Annotated in this window: 18 protein-coding genes; 5 read left to right on the forward strand and 13 right to left on the reverse strand. The window is 71.5% G+C overall.

Going from position 1 to position 17,816, the window contains the following annotated elements:
- Positions 1-26: 26 nt before the first annotated feature.
- Entirely contained in the window at positions 27-917 is an 891-nt protein-coding gene (gene galU, locus B9O00_RS00165; RefSeq protein WP_085120410.1) for a UTP--glucose-1-phosphate uridylyltransferase GalU, read from the reverse strand.
- A gap of 324 nt (positions 918-1,241) precedes the next feature.
- Here galU and B9O00_RS00170 point away from each other — a divergent pair, with 324 nt between their 5' ends.
- Positions 1,242-1,796, forward strand: coding sequence for a transglutaminase-like cysteine peptidase (locus tag B9O00_RS00170; protein ID WP_089229517.1), 555 nt, complete (start codon positions 1,242-1,244; stop codon positions 1,794-1,796).
- Positions 1,797-1,808: 12 nt separating this feature from the next.
- Here the strand turns inward: B9O00_RS00170 and B9O00_RS00175 are convergent, their stop codons facing one another.
- The 8 genes from B9O00_RS00175 to B9O00_RS00210 form a co-directional block, all read right to left on the reverse strand.
- On the reverse strand, positions 1,809-2,732 hold the full coding sequence (locus tag B9O00_RS00175; RefSeq protein WP_085120412.1) for a homocysteine S-methyltransferase family protein: 924 nt from the start codon (positions 2,730-2,732) through the stop codon (positions 1,809-1,811).
- A 21-nt stretch (positions 2,733-2,753) separates the two neighbouring features.
- Positions 2,754-3,512, reverse strand: a complete 759-nt coding sequence (locus B9O00_RS00180) for a J domain-containing protein (protein ID WP_085120413.1) — start codon at positions 3,510-3,512, stop codon at positions 2,754-2,756.
- Positions 3,513-3,580: 68 nt separating this feature from the next.
- The gene (locus B9O00_RS00185) at positions 3,581-4,306 is read right to left on the reverse strand and encodes a hypothetical protein (protein ID WP_085120414.1); all 726 of its coding nucleotides are present in this window, start codon (positions 4,304-4,306) and stop codon (positions 3,581-3,583) included.
- Positions 4,307-4,398: 92 nt separating this feature from the next.
- Positions 4,399-5,253 carry a division plane positioning ATPase MipZ gene (locus tag B9O00_RS00190; RefSeq protein WP_280523317.1) on the reverse strand — a complete coding sequence of 285 codons (855 nt, stop codon included), beginning with the start codon at positions 5,251-5,253 and terminating at the stop codon, positions 4,399-4,401.
- A 102-nt stretch (positions 5,254-5,355) separates the two neighbouring features.
- Positions 5,356-6,753 (reverse strand): TRAP transporter large permease, encoded by a 1,398-nt coding sequence (locus B9O00_RS00195; RefSeq protein ID WP_085120416.1) that lies wholly within the window; start codon positions 6,751-6,753, stop codon positions 5,356-5,358.
- A 10-nt stretch (positions 6,754-6,763) separates the two neighbouring features.
- Complete coding sequence (locus B9O00_RS00200; RefSeq protein ID WP_085120417.1) at positions 6,764-7,372, reverse strand: TRAP transporter small permease; 609 nt, start codon at positions 7,370-7,372, stop codon at positions 6,764-6,766.
- Between the two features lie 74 nt (positions 7,373-7,446).
- Positions 7,447-8,454: a TRAP transporter substrate-binding protein gene (locus tag B9O00_RS00205; protein WP_179243901.1), complete on the reverse strand. Its 1,008-nt coding sequence runs from the start codon at positions 8,452-8,454 to the stop codon at positions 7,447-7,449.
- A 153-nt stretch (positions 8,455-8,607) separates the two neighbouring features.
- Complete coding sequence (locus B9O00_RS00210) at positions 8,608-8,928, reverse strand: c-type cytochrome (RefSeq protein ID WP_085120418.1); 321 nt, start codon at positions 8,926-8,928, stop codon at positions 8,608-8,610.
- Positions 8,929-9,190: 262 nt separating this feature from the next.
- Between B9O00_RS00210 and B9O00_RS00215 the strand changes: the two genes are divergently transcribed.
- The 3 genes from B9O00_RS00215 (at position 9,191) to B9O00_RS00225 (ending at position 13,683) form a co-directional block, all read left to right on the forward strand.
- Positions 9,191-11,326 carry a molybdopterin oxidoreductase family protein gene (locus tag B9O00_RS00215; RefSeq protein WP_085120419.1) on the forward strand — a complete coding sequence of 712 codons (2,136 nt, stop codon included), beginning with the start codon at positions 9,191-9,193 and terminating at the stop codon, positions 11,324-11,326.
- 4 nt (positions 11,327-11,330) lie between these two features.
- Positions 11,331-12,959 carry an acyl-CoA synthetase gene (locus B9O00_RS00220; protein ID WP_085120420.1) on the forward strand — a complete coding sequence of 543 codons (1,629 nt, stop codon included), beginning with the start codon at positions 11,331-11,333 and terminating at the stop codon, positions 12,957-12,959.
- A 151-nt stretch (positions 12,960-13,110) separates the two neighbouring features.
- On the forward strand, positions 13,111-13,683 hold the full coding sequence (locus B9O00_RS00225) for a PAS domain-containing protein (protein ID WP_085120421.1): 573 nt from the start codon (positions 13,111-13,113) through the stop codon (positions 13,681-13,683).
- 138 nt (positions 13,684-13,821) lie between these two features.
- Here B9O00_RS00225 and B9O00_RS33375 read toward each other — a convergent pair whose 3' ends face one another.
- From B9O00_RS33375 to B9O00_RS00250, 4 genes are all read right to left on the reverse strand, one after another.
- The gene (locus tag B9O00_RS33375) at positions 13,822-14,514 is read right to left on the reverse strand and encodes a cupin domain-containing protein (RefSeq protein ID WP_200808362.1); all 693 of its coding nucleotides are present in this window, start codon (positions 14,512-14,514) and stop codon (positions 13,822-13,824) included.
- A gap of 106 nt (positions 14,515-14,620) precedes the next feature.
- Entirely contained in the window at positions 14,621-15,943 is a 1,323-nt protein-coding gene (hemN, locus tag B9O00_RS00240; protein WP_085120422.1) for an oxygen-independent coproporphyrinogen III oxidase, read from the reverse strand.
- Between the two features lie 74 nt (positions 15,944-16,017).
- The gene (locus B9O00_RS00245) at positions 16,018-16,323 is read right to left on the reverse strand and encodes a non-heme iron oxygenase ferredoxin subunit (protein ID WP_085120423.1); all 306 of its coding nucleotides are present in this window, start codon (positions 16,321-16,323) and stop codon (positions 16,018-16,020) included.
- Between the two features lie 172 nt (positions 16,324-16,495).
- Positions 16,496-16,984 (reverse strand): MarR family winged helix-turn-helix transcriptional regulator, encoded by a 489-nt coding sequence (locus B9O00_RS00250; RefSeq protein WP_179243902.1) that lies wholly within the window; start codon positions 16,982-16,984, stop codon positions 16,496-16,498.
- A gap of 180 nt (positions 16,985-17,164) precedes the next feature.
- Here B9O00_RS00250 and B9O00_RS00255 point away from each other — a divergent pair, with 180 nt between their 5' ends.
- The gene (locus B9O00_RS00255; protein ID WP_085120424.1) at positions 17,165-17,776 is read left to right on the forward strand and encodes a CDP-alcohol phosphatidyltransferase family protein; all 612 of its coding nucleotides are present in this window, start codon (positions 17,165-17,167) and stop codon (positions 17,774-17,776) included.
- Positions 17,777-17,816: the final 40 nt, after the last annotated feature.

The following is a 17,816-nucleotide window of genomic DNA, read 5'->3' on the forward strand; positions in this document are numbered from 1 at the left end:
GAAGCGTGGGGGAAGAATGGGCGGGATCAGGAAGCGATGCGGCGCGCTTCGGAGCTGTAGCGGCCGATGATGTCGGCCATCGCCTCGCCCAGGTCGCTGCGCTGCAGGGCGAAGGCGATCTGGGCCTCCAGGAAGCCCTCCTTGCTGCCGCAGTCGAAGCGCGTGCCGTCGAAGCGCAGGCCGTGGAACGGCACGCTGTCGATGGTCCGGGCCATGGCGTCGGTCAGCTGGATCTCGCCGCCGGCGCCGGCCTGCTGCCGGCCGAGCTCGTGCATGACCTCGGGCTGCAGGATGTAGCGGCCGATGATCGACAGGGTCGAGGGGGCGTCGGCCGGCTTCGGCTTCTCGACCAGGCCGCGGGCCTTGGCCAGGCGCCCCTGCTCCGAGACCACGTCGAGGATGCCGTAGCGGTCGGTCTGGCCCTTGGGCACGTCCATCACCGCGACGACGTTGCCGCCGGTCTCGTTGTAGACCTCGAACATCTGCGCGAGGCAGGGCTCGTCGGCCATCACCAGGTCGTCGGCGAGCAGCACCGCGAAGGGCTCGTCGCCGATGATGCGGCGCGCGCACCAGACCGCATGGCCCAGGCCGAGCGGATCCTGCTGGCGGGTGTAGGCGACCTGGCCGGGCTTCAGCAGCGAGGCCCGCGAGGCCTCCAGCAGCTCGGTCTTGCCGCGCTGGTAGAGCGCCGTCTCCAGCTCCCAGGAATGGTCGAAGTGGTCCTCGATCGCCGACTTGCCGCGCCCCGTGACGAAGATGAACTCCTCGATGCCGGCCGCCTTCGCCTCCTCGACCGCATACTCGATCAGGGGCTTGTCGACGATCGGCAGCATCTCTTTCGGCATCGCCTTGGTGGCCGGCAGGAAGCGCGTGCCGAGGCCGCCGACGGGGAAGACTGCCTTGCGGATCTTCTTCATGGGTGTCACGCCGATCTGCTGTGGATCCAGGGGGGTGTCGATGGACCCGGCGGGCGCAGTCTTGCCACAGCCTGCGATAGGCGACAACCGCACCGGCCGGACGGACGGCCGGCACCGGGTCGACGGCTCGTCAAACCTGTCGGGAAAGGTCAACGAGCGGTCACAAAGACATATTACGTTTACATAGAAACCATAAGGATTCTCCGGAGCCGAGTACTACGGGGTTGAGGCACAATGACCGCGCGATCAGGCCGTCGGGATTTTCTCGCGCGCATCGGCGCGGGCCTGCTCGCCGGAGCCTGCCTGCCGGTCAATGCGCGAGCGATGACCGCGGTTCCCATGACCGACGCCTCGGCCTGGCGGCTGTTCGGCCGCGATGCCGTCAGGGTGCCGAACGGCATCGGCCAGTACGCGATCTGGAGCGACGTCGTGCGGCGGGCGCGGGTCGGCGGCTCGCCGGCCTGGCAGCGCATCATCGAGCGGGTCCAGCGCCGGGGCGGAGGCAGTCTCTTTCATCTCGTCTGCGCAACCAATGCGATCCTCAACGACATCCCCTACCGGTCCGACGAAGCCCGCTTCCGCGTGCGCGATCGCTGGCTCGACCCGGACAGCTTCGTGACCTTCGGGGGCGATTGTGAGGATTTTGCGATTGCGAAATACTTCCTGCTGCGGCGCCTCGGGGTGACCGAGGACGGCCTGCGCCTGGTAACCGGCGTCGACGCCGACCGGGTCAGCGGCCACGCCCTGCTGGCGGTCAAGCTCGACGACGAGGTCCTGGTCCTCGACAACCGCTACCGCTGGCCTCAGCCGCAGGACCAGTTCCCGAGCTTCCGGCCGCAGCTCTCGTTCAACGAGACCGACCTCTGGCTCTATCGCTGAGCCGGCCGCCGGTCAGCCGGCGGCGCTCCCTCCGAAGGCCCGGGCGAGGCCGTGGATGTGGCCGACGCCGATGCCGCAGCAGCCGCCGATGATGCGCGCGCCGGCAGCCGTCCAGTCGCGCGCGAAGTCCAGGTAGAGCTCGGGGGTCAGTTCGCCGCGCGTCTCGCTCAGCCCCTCGTTGGCCCGGTGGCTGCGCGGCTTGGGCTCGAAGGCATTGGCATAGACCCCGAGCGGCAGCGCCCGGCCGGCGGCCGTGACGGTCCCGGCCGCCTGGCGGACCGCGGCGGCCATGAACTCGGGCTGGCTGCAGTTGAACAGCAATGCTCCGGCGCCGGCCTCGAGCGCCCAGCCCGCCGCCGCCGCCACGGTCTCGCCGGACCGCAGCCGCGCCGGGCCCGCGGGATCCGCCGCCTCGCCGTCGTCGAGCGTGAAGGAGATCCAGAAGGGCTTGCCGGTGGCGGCGGTCGCCGTCTTCACGGCCGCGCCCTCCGCGATCAGGCTCAGCGTCTCGCCGAGCCAGAGGTCGACGTAGGGCGCGAGGCCCTCGACCAGCACCGAGAGATAGTCCTGGACGCGCGACGGATCGAAGGCCCGGGGCTCGTAGGAGCCGAAGACCGGCGGCAGGCAGCCGGCGACCCGCGCCCCGCCGCCCGGCGCGGCGTCGGCCGCCTGGCGGGCCAGCTCGCCGGCACGCCGCGCCAAGGCCAGGCCCTCGGCGCGGAAGCGCGCCTCGCCGATGTGGAAGGGCACCAGCGCATAGCTGTTCGTTGTGATCACCCCGGCGCCGGCGGCGATGAACTCCTCATGCACGCGCCGGACGATCTCCGGCCGCTCGATCAGGGCCAGCGCCGACCATTCCGGCTGGCGCAGCTCGGCACCCAGCCGCACCAGCTCGCGGCTCATGCCGCCGTCGAGGATCGTCACGCCAGCCGTCATCGCTTCCCCCTGTGCAGGTCGTCAGCGGCCGAGCAGCCGCTCCTTCGCCTGATTGATCTTGGCGGCGAGGTAGTTCGAGCCGCCGCTGTCCGGATGGAACTGGCGCATCAGCCGGCGGTGCGCGGCGCGGATCGCCGCTTCGTCGGCGCCCTCCTCCAGGCCGAGCACCTGCAGCGCCTCGTCCCGGCTCATGCCGCCGCTCGCCTCGCGCCCCCCGGCGCCGCCAGGGCCGCCGCCAGGGCCGCCGCCCGGCGCCGATCCGGCACTCTGGCCGGCACCCTGCCCAGCCCCCTGGCGCCAGTCGTCGCCGTGCACGCGGTCGAGGTAGGCCTCGAGCACCGCCGTCGACTGCTCGTCCTCGGCCCGGCACTCGCGCCACAGCTCGAGCAGCTCGGCCTCGCTCAGCTCGTCGAGCCGCCGGCCGCGCCAGGGCCCCTCGCGCACCGTGCCACTCATCGCGCCGGTGTCGTGGTCCAGCACCATGCGCAGGAAGCGGGTCTCGACGGTCGAGGTCTGCCCGGGCTGCGGGCCGAGCGAGCTGCGCAGCCGGCGCAGCAGGCCCGGCAGGCGGAACAGCAGCGGCAGCAGGAAGGCGAAGGCGAAGGGCGCCAGCACCCGGGCGCCGCCCCACAGCAGGAACAGGATCAGGCCGACGCCGAGCGCCGCGCCGACCCAGGTCAGGGCGCGCAGCACCTGCTTCGGCTCGACCGTGGTGAACCACTTGAGCAGCAGCACGATGCCGCCGATCAGGATCAGGCCGAACAGGACGTAGGCGATCATCGGCCGTCCTCCCCGCGCAGGCCCTGCTCCCGTCGGCCCCGCCCCGGCCCGCCCCGCGCGGCCATGCGCTAGCGGACCTGGTGGGTGAGCTGGCGCACGATGCCGCCGCGCCGCTCGGAGAAGTCGGCCAGCGCCTTGCGGCCGCCGGCGGCATAGACCGCGACGGCGGCCAGCAGGTCGCGCAGCTGCTGCGGCGCCGAGGGATCGAAGCGGCAGCAGGCGCCGCCCGACAGCCGGGCGATCTGCTCGAAGGCATCGCGGGCGACCGGGTCGCGGCCCTCGTGGAACAGGAAGCAGGGCAGGCCGCGCAGGCCCAGCTCGCCGGCCAGGTGGCCGAGCTCGTCGAGCGCCTCCTCCATGGCGTCGCCGACGAAGATCAGGGCGTTGACCTTCTTCTTCGCGGTCTCGCCGAGGGCATGGCGCAGCACGCGGGCGATCTGGGTGCGGCCGGCCAGGCAGGTCACGGCGGTCATCGCGCGCAGCAGGCCCCTGGCCTCGCTCTGCCACTTGCTGGCCTTGCACTCGCCGAAGCCGCGGTAGAACACCAGCTGGACGTCGAGGCCGCCGAGCGCGCCGGCCTGCTCGAACATCTCGGCCTGGATCTGCATCGCGCCGTCCCAGGTCGGCTGCCGGCTGGCGGTCGCGTCGAGCGCGAAGATCAGCCGGCCGCGCCCGCCGCCGGCGGCCGTCGGGCGGATCGCCGCCACCTTGCGCAGGAAGGCGTCGACCTCGGCGCCGGTCCCGCCGGTCTCGCTCGGCAGCCTGCCCTCGGATTGCTTGGGTCGGTCGTTCATCGGCGACGGCGCTCCATCGCCTAAAGAGATAATGCGGGCGGCGGCTGCCCGCCAGCGTGGAAGACGCCGGTCGGGCAGGCGCCGGGCGCCGCTCAGTCCTCTCCCGGATCGGCCTCCAGGCCGAGGGCGGACAGCAGCGAGAAGACCTCCTGGCGCGCCGCCAGGTGCGACAGCGTCAGGTCGGTGCCGGCCTCGCGCAGGTCGAGCAGGGTCAGGCCCTTGGGGAACAGCTCGCGGAAGATCACGCGCTCGCCGAAACCCGGCGCCAGGCGGAAGCCGATGCGCTTGGCCAGCTGGTCGAGCAGGCCGCCGACCTTCTGCTTGTTGCGCGCGTCGAGGTGCGAGAGGCGGTTGCGCATGACGATCCAGTCGACCGGCCGGCCGCCGGCGCGGGCGCGCTGCTGGCGCTGCTCCCAGACCATCTGGCTGTAGACGCTGGGGCCGAGGATGCGCCGGCCCTCCGGATCGATGCGGGCCAGCAGGTCGAGGTCGATGAAGGAGTCGTTGAGCGGCGTGATCAGCACGTCGGCGGCCTGGTGGCCGAGCCGCGAGAGGTGCGAGTCGCTGCCGGGGGTGTCGATCACCAGGAAGTCGAGGCCGGCAAGCTCGGCCAGCGCGCCGTCGAAGCGCGTGCGCTCCTCGCTCTCGGCGACCTCGCGGCTCGGGCTCTCGGAGCGCGCGACCCGGCGCAGCTCGGGCAGCGGCAGCGGCAGGCCGGTCGACTGCACGAAGGCCGTGCGGTTCTCGACGTAGCGGCTGAGCGTGCCCTGGCGGGCGTCGAGGTCGACGACGCCGACCTTGTAGCCGAGGCGCAGCAGCGCGACGACCAGGTGCATGGCGGTCGTCGACTTGCCGCTGCCGCCCTTCTCGTTGCCCAGCACGACGACGCGCGGGCCGGCCACAGCCGGCGCGAAGGAGACGGACGGATTGGGTGCGAGCACGCTCACGGCGGGCTGTCCTCCTGACATCTTGTCGCCGCTTTCCTGGCTACCGGAGCGGGCGGATTCGAGGGAAGCCCCGAGTCGCCGGCCGCTCCGCCGGCGCCCCGCCTACCGCACCACCTCCGGCCCCATCAGGTGGTTCGGCAGCACCGTCGAGATCCAGGGCACGTAGGTGATCAGGATCAGGAAGACGAAGAGAATGCCGAGCCAGGGCAGCGCCGCGCGGACGACCTGGATGACCGACATGCCGGTGATGCCCGAGGTCACGAAGAGGTTGAGGCCCACGGGCGGCGTGATCATGCCGATCTCCATGTTCACGACCATGACGATGCCCAGGTGGATCGGGTCGATGCCGAGCTTGATCGCGATCGGGAAGACCACCGGCGCCACGATCAGCAGCAGGCCCGAGGGCTCCATGAACTGGCCGCCGAGCAGCAGCAGCAGGTTGACCACGACCAGGAACATCCAGGGCGAGAGGCCGGCCTGGATGAAGGTCTCGGTGATCACCTGCGGGATCCGCTCGCTGGTCAGCACGTGGGCGAAGAGCAGCGCGTTGGCGATGATGAACATCAGCATCAGCGTGACGCGCGCCGCCTCGACCAGCACCTTGCGGGTGTCGGCATGGAAGCAGCCGGGCAGGAAGGCGCGCAGCGTGGCGATGCCGTTGCGCAGCACCGCGCCGCCCAGCCCCTCGCCTTCCCTGCGCCAGGGCACGCCCTTCAGCGGGCCGAGGTCGCGGTAGACGTAGACCGCGATCAGGAAGGAGTAGACCGCGGCGACGGCGGCCGCCTCGGTCGGCGTGAAGATGCCGCCGTAGATGCCGCCCAGGATGATCACGATCAGGAACAGGCCCCAGGCCGCGTCGCCGGCCGCCGAGAGGATCTCGCCCAGGCCCTGCCAGGGCTGCGCCGGCAGGCCGCGGCGCACCGCGGCGACGTAGATGCCGACCATCAGCATGACGCCGGCCAGCGCGCCGGGGATCACGCCGGCCAGGAACATCCGCCCGACCGAGACGTCGGTGGCGGCGGCATAGACCACCATGACGATCGAGGGCGGGATGAGGATGCCGAGCGTGCCGGCGTTGCAGATGACCCCGGCGGCGAAGTCGCGGCTGTAGCCGACCTGGCGCATGCCGCCGATGACGATCGAGCCGATCGCCACCACCGTCGCCGGCGAGGAGCCGCAGAGCGCCGCGAACATCATGCAGGCGAAGACGCCGGCCATGGCGAGGCCGCCGCGGAACGAGCCGACGCAGGCGACCGAGAAGCGGATGATCCGCTGCGCCACCCCGCCGGTCGACAGGAAGGTCGAGGACAGGATGAAGAAGGGGATCGCGAGCAGCGTGTAGTGCTCCATCGCGTTGAACAGCTTGAGCGCCGTCGAGGCGAGGGAGTCGTTGCTGAACAGCAGGATGATGGTCAGGCTCGACAGGCCGAGCGAGACCGCGATCGGCACGCCGAGGACGAGCAGCAGCAGGACCAGGACGAAGAGCAGCAGCGATTCCATGGCCCGGCCCTCAGCGGCCCGCGTCGGCGAGGCCGCCGCGCTTCGCCTCCTCGGCCATCTCCTCGGCCTCGTGGCCGGCGATCAGCGTCGCGCGCCGGCCGGTCAGCAGCAGCCAGAAGGCCTGGACGAAGCGGAACAGCAGCAGGGTCAGGCCGATCGGCAGCGCCGAATAGGGGATCCAGCGCGGGATCGGGATCTCCTCGTAGCCCTGGCTGCCGTGGATCAGCTCGCCCAGGAACCGCGGGACGTAGAGGTCCTCGGTCGCGATGCCGATCCGGTAGATCTTGGAGATGTACTCCCAGGCGCCGATCAGCAGGATCGCCGCGTAGGCGATGCAGCAGAGGCAGCCGAACAGGATGAGCGCGCGCTGGACCCTGCCCGGGAAGAGCTTGACGAAGGCGTCGACGCCGAGGTGCGTGTTGACCTTGACGCCCCAGGAGATGCCGATCAGCACCATCCAGGCGAAGCAGTAGGTGGTCAGCTCCAGCGCCCAGACGAAGCCTTCGTTGAAGCAGTAGCGCAGCACCACCTGCAGGAAGGTGATCAGCACCATGGCCGCGAAGAAGAAGGAGATCAGGCCTTCCTCGATGCGGTTGACGACCTGGCCGACAGACTGCACCGCCGCCCCTCCCCCCCCGCAGGCCGGACAGGCGCCCCGGCCGGCGTCGCCGCCGGCCGGGGCCGCCGCCGGGCTCAGCCGTTGTTGGCCGCCTTGGCCGCCGCGATCATGTCGGCGCCGATGTCGCCCTCGAACTGCGTCCAGACCGGCTCGACGGCCTTGACCCAGTCCTCGCGCTGCGTCGGCGTCAGCTCGCGGATCGTGGTGCCGGCCGCGAGGATCTTCTTGCGGTTGTCCTCGTTGATCGCCGCCGAGGCCTCGTTGCTCTCCCTGGTCACCTCCAGGAGGATCTTCTTGAGCTTGTCGCGGACGTCGGGCTTCAGGCCGGTCCACCAGTCGGCCGAGACCACCACCAGGTAGTCGATGATGCCGTGGTCGGTGTGGGTGATGCCGTCCTGCACCTCGTAGAACTTCTTGGTGTAGATGTTCGACCAGGTGTTCTCCTGGCCATCGACGACGCCGGTCTGCAGCGCGCCGTAGACCTCGGAGAAGGCCATCTTCTGCGGGTTCGCGCCGAGCGCCTTGAACTGCGCCTCCAGCACGTCGGAGGTCTGGATGCGGAACTTCAGGCCGGCGGCGTCGGACGGCTCGATCAGCGGCTTGTTGGCCGAGAGCTGCTTCATGCCGTTGTGCCAGTAGGCGAGGCCGAGCAGGCCCTTGCTCTTCATCGAGCCGAGCAGCTCCTGGCCCTTGTCGCTCATCTGGAAGCGGTCGACCGCCTCGATGTCCTTGAACAGGAAGGGCAGGTCGAAGATGCGCAGCTTCTTGGTGTACTTCTCGAACTTCGACAGCGAGGGCGCGGCCATCTGGACGTCGCCCAGCTGCATCGCCTCCAGCACCTTGTCGTCGTTGTAGAGCTGGGAGTTCGGGTAGACCTCCATGCAGGCGACGCCGTTCATCTCGTCGTTGATGCGCTGCGCCAGCTTGGTGGCGGCCTCGCCCTTCGGATTGCCCTGGGGCGCCACGACGTGGCTGAACTTGATGACCATCTCGCCGCTGTCGCACTGGGCATAGGCCGGTGCCGCCGCGACGAGACCGGCCAGCGCCGCGCCGGTCAACAGTCCTGTCAGGCTTCGCATCATCGAGTGTTTCCCTCCCTCTGGTGGTTCTTGCGATCTTGCTCGGGGATCTTCCCAGACCGCGGAATCTACCAGACTGCAGGCGCCGACCTATAGTCGAATCGGCGGTCCGTCCGTCGGCCGGCAGGTGCCGTCCGGGCAGCGGCGGCGCCGGCGCTACCTCAGCGATTCGATGTAGGCGACCAGGTCCTCGATGTCCTGGCGGCTGAGCTCGAACCTGGGCATCGCCTGGCGGCTGTGCGGATTGGCGAGGAAGCCGCGGATGTAGTCCGGCGAGCGGTCGCGGGCGATCTCCTCGAAGCTGGGCGCCGCGTCGGCTGCCTTCGCGCCGACGCCGGTGGCGTGGCAGGCGGTGCACCAGCGCCCGGCGACCTCAGCGCCCTGCCGGGCCGAACCGGCGGTCTCGGCGAGGGCGGCGGTCGACGACAGGCCGCCCAGCAGGGCGACGGCGGCGAACAGCGGACGCTTGGCGATCATGGACGGGGTCCCTCCTGCCGGACGTCGGGGACTGCCTGGGCGAAACCGGAAGAACCGATCGCCCGCATGCGTTGCAGGAAGACTAGCACCGATTTCCGTCCGCCGCCGACTTCGCCAGACCGGATCGTGATCGATCGGAACCGCTCGGGTTCCGATCGATCACGTGAATCCGGTCTGGGATCATAGAGATAGAGCAGATTCACGTGACCTGCGGGATCGCGACGCGATTCCTTCAGGTCACGATCTGCTCTAGAGTGGCGGAATGCCGCTCGACGCCTCCCCCGCCTCGCCGTCCGCGCGCCCGAACATCTGGGCCCGCTCGACCTGTCCCCACGACTGCCCCTCGACCTGCGCCCTGCAGGTCGAGGTGCTGGAGCCGGGCGACGCCCACGCGCCGGGAGGCCCCGCCCCCGGCCGCATCGGCAAGGTTCGCGGCCACCCCGAGCACCCTTACACGGCGGGCGTGATCTGCGCCAAGGTCGCCCGCTACGCCGAGCGCATCCACCATCCCGACCGCCTGCTGAATCCGCTGAAGCGAGTCGGCGCCAAGGGCGTGGGCCGCGAGGCCTTCCGCGAGATCTCCTGGGACGAGGCGCTCGACGAGGTCGCGCACCGCCTGGCCGAGGCCGAGGCGCGCTACGGCAGCGAGACGGTCTGGCCCTACTTCTACGCCGGGACCATGGGCCACGTGCAGCGCGACGGCATCGAGCGGCTGCGCCACGCCAAGCGCTGGTCCCGCCAGTGGTCGACGATCTGCACGACGCTCGCCGAATCCGGCTGGCTGGCCGGGGTCGGCGCCAAGTCGGGGGTCGACGCCCGCGAGATCGAGAAGAGCGACCTCGTCGTGGTCTGGGGCGGCAACCCGGTCTCGACCCAGGTCAACGTCATGACCTGGATCGCCAAGGCCCGCAAGGCGCGCGGCGCCAAGCTGGTCGTCGTCGACCCCTACCGCACCGGCACGGCCGAGCAGGCCGACATCCACCTCTGCCTCAAGCCCGGCACCGACGCCGCGCTCGCCGCCGCGGTGATCCACGTGCTGCTGCGCGAGGGCCTGGCGGACCGCGACTACCTGGCCCGCATGACCGACTGGGACGCCGGGGCCGAGGCGCACTTCCTGGCCCGCCCGCCCGAGTGGGCGGCGCCGATCACCGGCCTGACGGTCGAGGCGATCGAGGGCTTCGCGCGGCTCTACGGCTCGACGAAGAAGTCCTTCATCCGGGTCGGCTACGGCTTCTCGCGCTCGCGCAACGGCGCCGCCTCGGTGCACGCCGTCTCCGGCCTGCCGGCGGTGACCGGCGCCTGGGCGGTCGAGGGCGGCGGCGCGCTCTGGGGCAACGGCGCGATCTACCACCTCGACAAGACCCTGATCGAGGGCCTGGACCTGCTCGACAGGTCGGTGCGCAAGCTCGACCAGTCGCGCTTCGGTCCGGTCATGACCGGCGATCCCGGGGACCTGGGCGACGGCCCGCCGGTGACCGCCCTCTTCGTCCAGAACACCAACCCGGCCAACGTCTGCCCGGAGACGAAGAAGTGCCTCGCCGGCCTCGCCCGCGACGACCTCTTCACCTGCGTCCACGAGCAGTTCCTCACCGAGACCGCGGCAATGGCCGACATCGTGCTGCCGGCGACCATGTTCCTGGAGCACGACGACTTCTACACGGCGAGCGGCCACACCTGGCTGCAGGTCACGCAGAAGGTCGTCGAGGCGCCGGGCGAGTGCCGCTCCAACCACGAGGTGATCTGCGCCCTGGCGAAGCGGCTGGGCGTCGCGCACCCCGGCTTCGAGATGACCGCCCTGGAGCTGATCGAGGCGACCTGGCAGGCCTCGGGTCACGGCTCGGCGCTCGACCTGCTGGAGGGCGACGGCTGGCTCGACTGCAGCGACAGCCCCGACCGCCAGCACTTCCGCGAGGGCTTCGCCCATCCCGGCGGCCGCTACCGCTTCACCGCCGATTGGGCGGCAATCGGCCAGGCGCACGCCGGCATGCCGCCGCGCGCCGACTACTGGACGGCGATCGACCTGCAGGACGAGAAGCATCCCTTCCGCCTGGTCGCCGCCCCGGCGCGCAGCTACCTCAACTCGACCTTCACCGAGACCCCGGGCTCCCGGAAGCGCGAGCAGCGGCCGACCCTGCTGATCCACCCGGGCGCGCTCGACGACCTCGGCGCCGCCGACGGCGATCTGATGAGGGTCGGCAACGCGCGCGGCTCGATCCGCCTGCACGCCAGGGCCTTCGACGGCGTCCAGCCCGACGTCGTGGTCATCGAGTCGATCTGGCCCAACAAGGCTTTCCCCGACGGCCTCGGCGTCAACACCCTGACCTCGGCCGACGCCGGTGCGCCGCGCGGCGGCGCCGTGTTCCACGACACGGCGGTCTGGATCGAGCGCGGCGCCTGACCGGATGCTTCCCGAGGCCGGCAGCTACGACGAGCTCGTCGCCCGCTTCCGCTGGGCGATTCCCGAGCGCTACAACATCGGCGTCGACGCCTGCGACCGCTGGGCCCACGGCTCGGGGCGCCTGGCGCTGATCCACCTGAAGGCCGACGGCAGCCGGCGCGACTACAGCTTCGACGAGCTGAAGCGCCTGTCGGACCGCCTGGCCAACGCCTTCGCGGCGCACGGCCTGGCCAGGGGCGAGCGGCTCGGCATCCTGCTGCCCCAGGCGCCGGAGACGGCGCTGGCGCACCTCGCCGCCTTCAAGCTCGGCGCGATCTCGGTGCCGCTCTTCACCCTGTTCGGCGAGGAGGCGCTGGAGTACCGCCTGGGCGACTGCGGCGCGCGGCTGCTGGTCACCGACCGGACCGGCCTCGCCAAGGTCGCCGGCCTGCGCGACCGTCTGCCGGACCTGAGGACCGTCTTCTGTATCGAGGGACCGGAGGAAGGCGCCCGCAGCTTCTGGCACGAGCTCGACAAGGCGAGCGAGGCCTTCCGGCCCGTCGACACGGCGGCCGAGGACCCGGCGGTGATCATCTACACCTCGGGCACGACCGGCCAGCCGAAGGGCGCGCTCCACGCCCAGCGCGTGCTGCTCGGCCACCTGCCGGGGGTCGAGCTGCCCCACGAGCTGTTTCCGAAGCCCGGCGACCGCTTCTGGACGCCGGCCGACTGGGCCTGGATCGGCGGCCTGTTCGACGTGCTGCTGCCGAGCCTGCACCACGGCGTGCCGGTCGTCGCCCACCGCATGGCCAAGTTCGACCCCGAGCACGCCTTCCGCCTGATGGCCGAGCTGGAGGTGCGCAACGCCTTCATGCCGCCGACCGCGCTCAAGCTGATGCGCGCCGTGAAGGAGCCGAGGGCTCGCTTCGACTATCGCCTGCGCTCGATCGGCTCGGGCGGCGAGACCCTGGGCGAGGAGCTGCTCGACTGGGGCCGCGAGACCTTCGATCTCACCTTCAACGAGTTCTACGGCCAGACCGAGTGCAACCTGATCGTCGCCAACTGCGCCGGCCTCTATCCCGTGAAGCCAGGCTCGATGGGCCGTGCCGTGCCCGGCCACGCGGTCGCCGTGGTCGACGAGGCGGGCGAGCCGGTCGCCGACGGCGAGGAGGGCAACATCGCGGTCCGCCGGCCCGATCCGGTCATGTTCCTGCGCTACTGGAACAAGCCCGAGGCGACCGAGGCCAAGTTCGTCCGGGATGCGAAGGGCGACGAGTGGTTGCTGACCGGCGACCGGGGCCTGCGGGACGAGGAAGGCTACTTCCGCTTCGTCGGCCGCGACGACGACGTCATCACCTCGGGCGGCTACCGCATCGGCCCGGGCGAGATCGAGGACTGCCTGCTCAGGCACCCGGCGGTCGCCCTGGCCGCGGCGGTCGGCATCCCCGATCCCCTGCGCACCGAGCGGGTCAAGGCCTTCGTCGTGCTGGCCGAGGGCCACGTGCCCTCGGAAGGCCTGGCGAAGGAGATCCAGGACTGGGTCAAGACCCGCCTCGCCGCCCACGAGTACCCGCGCGAGGTCGAGTTCCTCGAGGCCCTGCCGATGACCGCCACCGGCAAGATCATCCGCCGCGCGCTGCGCAGCCGGAGCTAGCCATCGACGCGATCGGCGCCAGCCTCGCCTTCGCCGAGGTGGCGTTCAGGTGGCACGGGTCGCCGGAGGCCGGATCGCCATCCGTTCAGACAATGTTAACGCTGCCCGTCAACTACTCTCGCAGTCGGGGACCGGGAAAACGGAGCGGTGGATGGACGGCATATGGGCCCCGAGGGTCGAGCTGGGGCTCGACCGCTTCCTGTCCGGCTTCGCGGATTCTCGATTCAAGAAGATCATCCGGCACTGGCTCGCGTTGCGCCAGGAGGATGCGGTTCCCCACCGCGGCGCCGTCGACCCGGTCCAGTTCAAGGACAGCCTGGACATGGTCTGGCTGCTGGAGCGCCACGAGGACGGCCACTACCGCTATCGCCTGGCCGGCCAGGCGATCGCCGACATCCATGGCGGCATCCGGCGCGGCACCGATACGGAGAGCCTGTTCACCCCGCAGGCCATCGACATGTTCCGCTCGCGCTGGGAGGCGGTGCTGGATCACGGCCAGCTCATCCGCGCCGAAGGCGTCGTGATGCTGTCGGACGGCAGGCAGGTCTCGCGCGTCGAGCGTCTCATGCTGCCGCTGCGCTCCGACAACGGGAAGGTATCGGTGATCCTGGGCGCGACGAGCTACGAACGGCCGCGGCTGCCGCGCCTGACCACGACGGATTTCCCGCCGACCGACATCCAGCGCTGCTCCTTGACCGACATCCCCCTGGGCGCCTGCCGCTAGACCGGCACGTCTCCCCGGCGGGCGCATCGCGGTCCGGGCAAGGCAGCCGGCGACCGTCGGCGCGGGCCGCCCTCACCCGGAGCGACTCCGCCGATCCGACCTGTCCCCCGCGGGGAATCGTGAAGGAAGGGAGCGGCCTCAGCCGCCCTCCCCGCCCGCGGGCCCCCAGAAGACGACCCAGGCGGCGAGGTCGTCGGTGAAGTCCTCGAAGCGGTGCTCGGCGCCGGCCGGCACGAAGAGCGCGTCGCCCGGCCCGAAGGGCTCGCGCCGGCCCTCGACGAAGAAGGTCCCGCTGCCGGACTCGACGACGTAGACCTCGTCCTGACCGTGGGGGCCCTGGGGGTCGCGGCCGCGCGGCGCGTACCACCAGAGGTTCATGGAGCCGTGGTCGAACAGGCGGGCGGCCAGCGGGTCCTCGGCATCGCGCGGCGCCGCCTCGGCGTCCGCGACGGTCCAGCGCCAGCGCCGCGGCCCGCCGCCGTCCGCCGTCTCGCCGCCGGGCGGCCCCCAGAAGACGACCCAGGTGCCGAAGTCCGCGGAGAAGTCCTCGAAGCGGTGCTCGACGCCGGCCGGCACGAAGAGCACGTCGCCCGGCCCGAAGGGCAGGCGGACCCGGTCGACCAGGAAGCTGCCGCGGCCGGAAGCGACGACATAGATCTCGTCCTGCTCGTGCGGCGTCTGGCTGTCGCGGCCGCGCGGCGCGTACCAGCGCAGGTTCAGCGTGCCGTGGCGGAAGAGATTCGGAGAGGCGCGGCCGGGCTCGAGCGGCCAGGCCTGCGCCTCCGCCAGGGTCCAGCGCCACTTCGGCGCCAGGATCGTATCGTCCGACATCGCAGGACCTCCCTCGCCGGCTTCGCAGCGAAGGCTAGCGCTCCCCCGGCCGGCCAGGCCAGCGCAGGCTTGTCACGGCGACAAAGAACCCGGCGCTGGGCCGCGCTCAGACGGCGCGCGAATGGCGCCCTTCGGCGGGTGCGAGGTAACGGTCGAAGGCGGCGGCGACCGAACGGACCAGGGGACGGCCGCGCTCGGTGACCGCGAGCCGGCCGCCGGCCAGCTCGACCAGGCCGTCCGCGGCATGGCCTTCCAGGCTCGCCAGCTCCGCCGCGTAGGCCGCGGGGTCGAGCTCGACGGCGAAGTCGCACATCAGCCGCTCGATCAGCGCGCGCCGCGTGCGGTCGTCCTCGCTCAGCTCGACGCCGCGCGCGACCGGCAGGCGGTCGGCCAGCACCGCCCTGCGGTAGCTCGGCAGATCGGCGGTGTTCTGGACGTAGCCCTGGGGCAGGCTGCCGATCGAGGAAGCGCCGAGCCCGAGCAGGACCGCCGCCTCGTCGGTCGTGTAGCCCTGGAAGTTGCGGCGCAGGCGCCCTTCGGCCTGGGCGACGGCGAGCGGATCCTCGGGCCGTGCGAAGTGGTCGAGGCCGATGCGCCGGTAGCCGGCCGCGACCAGACGCGCCGCGGCGGCCTCGGCCTGGTCCCAGCGCGACGGGCCGTCGGGCAGCGCCGCCTCGGGCAGCAGGCGCTGGTGCTTCTTCATCCAGGGCACGTGGGCATAGCCGAACAGGGCGACCCGGTCGGGACCGAGCGTCAGCGCCTGGCCCAGCGTCTCCACGACGCTGGCGGCGTCCTGGTAGGGCAGGCCGTAGAGCAGGTCGATGTTGACCGAGCCGATGCCGGCGGCGCGCAGCGCCTCGACGGCGGCCCGGGTGCAGTCGAAGGACTGGATCCGGTTGACCGCCTTCTGGACCCGCGGGTCGAAGTCCTGGACGCCGATGCTGGCGCGCGTGACGCCGCCGGCCGCGAAGGCCTCGACGACCTCGGCCTCGAGGTCGCGCGGATCGATCTCGACGGCGATCTCGGCCCCCTCGGCGCGGTCGAAGCGGCGCCAGACGGCGGCCATCAGCCGGCCGATCTCCGCGGGCCGCAGCAGGCTCGGCGAGCCGCCGCCGAAGTGCAGCCCGGACAGGGCGAAGCGTCCCGGCAGCCGCTCCGCCACCAGGTCGATCTCGCGCTCCAGCAGGTCGAGATAGGCGGCGACCGGCCCGTGCTCGCGCACGACCCGCATGTTGCAGCCGCAGAACCAGCAGAGCGTGTCGCAGAAGGGGATGTGCAGATAGAGCGACAGCGGCACCTCGGCCGGCAGCGCGCCCAGCCAGCGGGCGTAGCGCGCGGCGTCGACGCCGGCGTGGAAGTGCGGCGCCGTCGGATAGCTGGTGTAGCGCGGCACCGGGCGGTCGTAGCGGGCGAGCAGGGAGGCGTCCATGCGCCTCTTCTAGCGCCGACGCGCCGCCGCCGATTTGACTTGGCGCAAACCCCGCGCAGGCGCGGGGCCGCGGCTCAGATCTCGATCAGGACGTCGTCGCCCTCGGTCTTGACCGGGAAGGTCCTGAGCGGCTCGTCGACCGGGCCCTCGAGCGGCTCGCCGCTGCGGATGTCGAAGATGCCCTGGTGCAGCGGGCACTCGATGGTGTGGCCCTCGAGGTAGCCCTCGTGCAGGCAGGCGAAGGCGTGGGTGCAGATGTTGTCGGTGGCGAAGAGCTCGCCCGCGACGCGGTAGAGCGCGACCTGCTGATTGCCGACCTCGACCTCGATCACCGCGCCCTCGGCGACGTCTCCCGCGTTCGCGACCCTGTGCCAGCCCATGTCCCGCCGTTCCCCTTGCCGTCCCTTGGTGCCGCCCCGCCTCGCGGGACTCTGCGGCTAGAGGAAACGCGGCCGGCGCCGGGGCGCAAGGAAAAAGTCGGCCGGATCCGGCAAGCGCCGGCCCGGAGGGGCCGGGCTCCCGGGATCGGGTTCCGGGAGATGGCCGGCGGGCTCAGTGCCCCCGGGGCAGCTTCAGGTTCTCCGCGACCGAGTCGAGCAGCGTGTGGAGCTGGCCGACGTCGGCGCCGCTGAAGCCCTGCAGGGCCTGGCGGTCGAGCTCGCCGAGCAGCCCCAGCGCCTCGCCCTTGAGGCTGCGGCCGTGGTCGGTCAGGTAGACGCGCCGGCGCCGCTTGTCGTGCGGATCGCGCTCGCGGCGCACTAGGCCGAGCCGCTCCATGGCGTTGAGCGCGCTGACCGTGGTCGGCTCCATCGTGCCGATGCGCTGGGACAGCTCGCGCTGGCTCAGCCCGTCCTCCTCCCAGAGGGCACGCAGGAAGTACCAGGTGCCCAGCGTCAGGCCGAGCTCGCTGATGCGCTGCTGCAGCACCCGGCCGAACTGCCGGTGGACGTCGCGGATCCGGCCCGCCAGATCCTCCGGGCGGCTGCTCTCGGCCAGCCGCACCACGCGCTCGTCCTCCTGGGGAGTGTCCGTCGGAACCATCGATTGTCGCGCCACGGCCGGCCTCCCCCTTACCTCTGGTAGCAAGAAGCTTACGAGGAAGCCGCAAAGTTGCCAACCCGTGACAGTTGTCACTTGTTATACACTGTTCGATTTATAACGAATCGGTGAGGCGGCGCGCGCCGCCTCGACCCCGGCCCGGTCGGGCCATAAGGATGGGCCATGCTCGATGCCGCCCTGCGTCGCCTGATCGACCCGCCCCTGGAGCGGGCGGCCGCGCGCATCGCGGGTCTCGGGATCACCGCCAACCAGATCACCCTGGCCGGCTTCCTGGTCGGCCTGCTGGCCCTGCCGGCCCTCGCCGCCCAGCGCTACGACCTGGCGCTCGCCGCGATCCTGGCCAACCGCCTGGCCGACGGGCTGGACGGCGCGGTCGCCCGGCAGCGCGGCGGCGGCAGCGACCTCGGCGGCTTCCTCGACATCGCCTGCGACTTCGTCTTCTACTCGGCGGTGCCCTTCGGCTTCGCCCTGGCCGAGCCGGCGAACGCCCTGCCCGCCGCCTTCGTGATCTTCAGCTTCGTCGGCACCGGCAGCTCGTTCCTGGCCTATGCGGTCATCGCGGCCAAGCGCGGCCTCTCGACCAGCCTGCACGGCCGCAAGTCGCTCTACTACCTCGGCGGCCTGACCGAGGGCAGCGAGACCATCGCCTTCCTGGCCGCGATCTGCCTGTTCCCGGCCGCCTTCGGAACGCTGGCCTGGATCTTCGGCGGGCTCTGCTGGATCACCACCGCGAGCCGCCTGCTCGCCGGCCGGCAGAGCTTTCGCGACGGCTGAGAGCGAAGAGCCGGAACCGGCGACGCGCCCCGCCTCGGCA

Origin of the sequence: Tistlia consotensis USBA 355 (assembly GCF_900177295.1) — a bacterium.
GTDB classification, from domain to species: Bacteria; Pseudomonadota; Alphaproteobacteria; order Kiloniellales; family DSM-21159; genus Tistlia; species Tistlia consotensis.

Bases quoted from the DNA above. Each gene is read 5' to 3' on its own strand.
- B9O00_RS00170 (WP_089229517.1), top strand. From the start codon at position 1,242: ATGACCGCGGTTCCCATGACCGACGCCTCGGCCTGGCGGCTGTTCGGC.
- galU (WP_085120410.1), bottom strand. From the start codon at position 917: ATGAAGAAGATCCGCAAGGCAGTCTTCCCCGTCGGCGGCCTCGGCACG.
- B9O00_RS00245 (WP_085120423.1), bottom strand. From the start codon at position 16,323: ATGGGCTGGCACAGGGTCGCGAACGCGGGAGACGTCGCCGAGGGCGCG.
- B9O00_RS00225 (WP_085120421.1), top strand. From the start codon at position 13,111: ATGGACGGCATATGGGCCCCGAGGGTCGAGCTGGGGCTCGACCGCTTC.
- B9O00_RS00195 (WP_085120416.1), bottom strand. From the start codon at position 6,753: ATGGAATCGCTGCTGCTCTTCGTCCTGGTCCTGCTGCTGCTCGTCCTC.
- hemN (WP_085120422.1), bottom strand. From the start codon at position 15,943: ATGGACGCCTCCCTGCTCGCCCGCTACGACCGCCCGGTGCCGCGCTAC.
- B9O00_RS00185 (WP_085120414.1), bottom strand. From the start codon at position 4,306: ATGAACGACCGACCCAAGCAATCCGAGGGCAGGCTGCCGAGCGAGACC.
- B9O00_RS00175 (WP_085120412.1), bottom strand. From the start codon at position 2,732: ATGACGGCTGGCGTGACGATCCTCGACGGCGGCATGAGCCGCGAGCTG.
- B9O00_RS00220 (WP_085120420.1), top strand. From the start codon at position 11,331: ATGCTTCCCGAGGCCGGCAGCTACGACGAGCTCGTCGCCCGCTTCCGC.
- B9O00_RS00205 (WP_179243901.1), bottom strand. From the start codon at position 8,454: ATGATGCGAAGCCTGACAGGACTGTTGACCGGCGCGGCGCTGGCCGGT.
- B9O00_RS00250 (WP_179243902.1), bottom strand. From the start codon at position 16,984: ATGGTTCCGACGGACACTCCCCAGGAGGACGAGCGCGTGGTGCGGCTG.
- B9O00_RS00210 (WP_085120418.1), bottom strand. From the start codon at position 8,928: ATGATCGCCAAGCGTCCGCTGTTCGCCGCCGTCGCCCTGCTGGGCGGC.
- B9O00_RS00255 (WP_085120424.1), top strand. From the start codon at position 17,165: ATGCTCGATGCCGCCCTGCGTCGCCTGATCGACCCGCCCCTGGAGCGG.
- B9O00_RS00215 (WP_085120419.1), top strand. From the start codon at position 9,191: ATGCCGCTCGACGCCTCCCCCGCCTCGCCGTCCGCGCGCCCGAACATC.
- B9O00_RS33375 (WP_200808362.1), bottom strand. From the start codon at position 14,514: ATGTCGGACGATACGATCCTGGCGCCGAAGTGGCGCTGGACCCTGGCG.
- B9O00_RS00180 (WP_085120413.1), bottom strand. From the start codon at position 3,512: ATGATCGCCTACGTCCTGTTCGGCCTGATCCTGATCGGCGGCATCGTG.